The sequence below is a fragment of the Streptomyces sp. NPDC058955 genome (assembly GCF_042741435.1).
Taxonomy (GTDB): domain Bacteria; phylum Actinomycetota; class Actinomycetes; order Streptomycetales; family Streptomycetaceae; genus Streptomyces.
Map to the genome: position 1 here is coordinate 71,079 of NZ_JBHYKM010000027.1, position 2,470 is coordinate 73,548.

Below are 2,470 nucleotides of genomic sequence, written 5' to 3' on the forward strand. Positions count from 1 at the left end.
CCCTCTACCACCCACAGACCCCTCTAGAGTCTCCCAGTTTCCTCTCTCGGCCGCGCGCGCGCCTTGTGGTGGGGGGTCCGGACTCTTCCGCCTCCCCCCCCCCCCCCCCCCCGCCAGCTCCTCCCTCCCGCTCCGCCCGCCCGGCTACGCCACCCACTCCGGCAGCGCCGGATCCGTGAACCGCCCCGGCGCCCCCTCCAGGGCCGCCGCGAGCCGTTCCGCCGCCGTCTCGTACCGCTCCTCCGGCAGGGTGTACGGGATCCGCAGCCGGTGCTCGTGCGTGCCGGGATCCACCCCGAACCGGGCCCCGCCCTCCACCCGCACCCCGTGCCGCAGCGCCCGCGCCGCCAGCTGCGTCGCCACCGGCCGTCCGAGGTCGATCCAGAGGCACATCCCGCCCGGCGGCACCGTCCACCGCCACTCCGGCAGATGCCGGGCCAGCGCGAGTCCCAGCGCCTCCCGGTTCCGCCGCAGCTCCGCCACGCGCGCGTGCACGATGGGATCCAGCCGCCGCATCAGCGCCACCGCCACCAGCTGGTCCAGCACCGAACCCGACAGGTCGGCCGTGACCCGGGTCCGGGTCAGCTCCGTCACCACCCGCGCCGACGCCCGCACCCAGCCCACCCGCAGTCCGCCCCAGCAGCTCTTGCTGAGCGAGCCCACCGACACGATCTGCTCGCCGCCGCCGATCCCGGCCGCCGCCGCGAACGGCGCCGGGGCCGGCACGTCCAGCGCCATGTCGGTGAGCGTCTCGTCCACCACCAGCCACGTCCCCGTCGCCCGCGCTGCCCGCGCCAGCTCCCGGCCCTGCTCGCGGGGCATCAGCCGCCCCGTCGGGTTGTGGAAGTCCGGGATGAGGTAGGCCAGCCGCGGCGCGGTCTGCCGCAGCGCCGCGTCCACCAGCCCCGTGTCCCAGCCGTGCTCGGTGACCGGCACCGGCGTCACCCGCATCCCCCGGCCCCGCATCGCGTCGAGGGCGTTGGTGTACGAGGGGTTCTCCGCCAGCACCCGGTCGCCCGGCCGCCCGAACTGCGCGAGCACCAGCGACAGCGCCTGCTGCGCGCCGGTCGTCACCAGGATCTGCTCGGGCCGGGTCGGCAGGCCGCGGGAGGTGTACCGCTCCGCCACCGCGGCCCGCAGCTCCGGCAGGCCGTACGGGTGATAGCCCGGCGCCGTCGCGTACCGCGGCAGCTCGGCCGCGGCCTCCGCCAGCGCCTCCGTCAGCTCGGCCCCCGGCGCGTGCGGCGCGGCCAGGGCCAGGTCGATCACCTCGTCCGTCGGAGCCGGGTACGGGCCCAGCGCGGTCGGCGCCTGCCCGTCCGGCAGCGCCGTCCAGGTGCCCGCGCCCCGCCGGCTGTGCGCGTACCCGCTCTCGCGCAGCAGGTCGTACGCCCCCGTCACCGTCGTCCGGCTGACCTCCAGGACCTGCGCGAGCTCCCGCTCGGCGGGCAGCCGCAGCCGGAGCGCCACCCGCCCGTCGAGCAGCGCCTCCCGCACCGCCCGCGCCAGCTCGCGGTAGCCGAACCGGCCCTCCGGCGGCGGCGTGAGCAGCGAGGCGAGCTGCCGGCCCGACAAGGTGCGGTCCGCGGTGTGGACCACACGGCCCTCTGCCATGCCAATCACTCCTCATTGGCTCTGCTGTCCAGGCCAATAAGGCTACAGACTTTCCGTCAGTGGCCTGGTGGTTTCGCCGGAAGCGGCACCCCGCGGGCCGCTTTCCCGACGGACTGGACCGAGAGGGGCACGACGATGACCACGCACTTCAGCGACCGTGACGAGCGTCTGTGGCAGCGGCAGGCGGAGGAGTCCGCCCGGCCGCTGCCGAGGGGATCCTGGCTGCGGACCCTGCGCGCCACGCTCAGGAGCCGGCGGCCCGCCTCCCGGACGACGGAGGAGGCCGCGTGACCGCCGCCGGGCCGCCGCCGGGACGCGTCGTCGTCGGCGTCAGCGGCTCCCTCGCCTCCCTCGCCGCCCTCCGGTACGCGGCCGGGGCCGCCGCCCGCACCGGAGTCCCGCTCCTCGCGGTCCTGGCCTGGGAGCCCCCGGAGGGCGAGGTGCTGCACCGGCGCAACCCGGACTCCGACTGGATCCGGCTGTGGGCGGGCGAGGCCCGGCAGCGGCTCACCGCCGCCTTCGACGACGGCCTCGGCGGCGTGCCCGACGGCCTCGCCGTCGAGCGCCGGACCGTCCGCGACGCCCCCGCGAGCGCCCTGCTGCGGGCGGCGGACCGCCCCGGCGACCTGCTGGTCCTCGGCGCCGCGCCCCGGACCGGCCGGTGGACGGCCCGCCGGGCACCGGTCCGCCGGGCCGTCCTGGCACGGGCCGCCCGCCCGGTCGTCGTGGTGCCGGGCCCCGCACTGCGGCGCGGCGAGGCCCGGCTCCTGCGCCGGACGGCGCCGGGCCCCCGTCGCGGGGGGGGCGGGGGGGGGGGGCGCGGGGGCAGGGGGGCGGCCGGCACCGGGGGGGCCCC

The 2,470-nt window shown here is 78.3% G+C and carries 3 protein-coding genes; 2 read left to right on the plus strand and 1 reads right to left on the minus strand.

Translation table 11 applies throughout. The features are described 5' to 3' along the window. Positions 1 to 144: 144 nt before the first annotated feature. Positions 145 to 1,614 (minus strand): PLP-dependent aminotransferase family protein, encoded by a 1,470-nt coding sequence (locus ACFW1I_RS13815; RefSeq protein ID WP_384669506.1) that lies wholly within the window; start codon positions 1,612 to 1,614, stop codon positions 145 to 147. A gap of 135 nt (positions 1,615 to 1,749) precedes the next feature. On the opposite strand from ACFW1I_RS13815, the gene ACFW1I_RS13820 reads away from it, so the two are divergent. Beyond that, the gene (locus tag ACFW1I_RS13820; protein WP_384669508.1) at positions 1,750 to 1,905 is read left to right on the plus strand and encodes a hypothetical protein; all 156 of its coding nucleotides are present in this window, start codon (positions 1,750 to 1,752) and stop codon (positions 1,903 to 1,905) included. Continuing rightward, a partial coding sequence (locus ACFW1I_RS13825) for a universal stress protein (protein WP_384669509.1) occupies positions 1,902 to 2,470 on the plus strand: 569 nt, incomplete at its 3' end. The genes ACFW1I_RS13820 and ACFW1I_RS13825, both read left to right, overlap by 4 nt.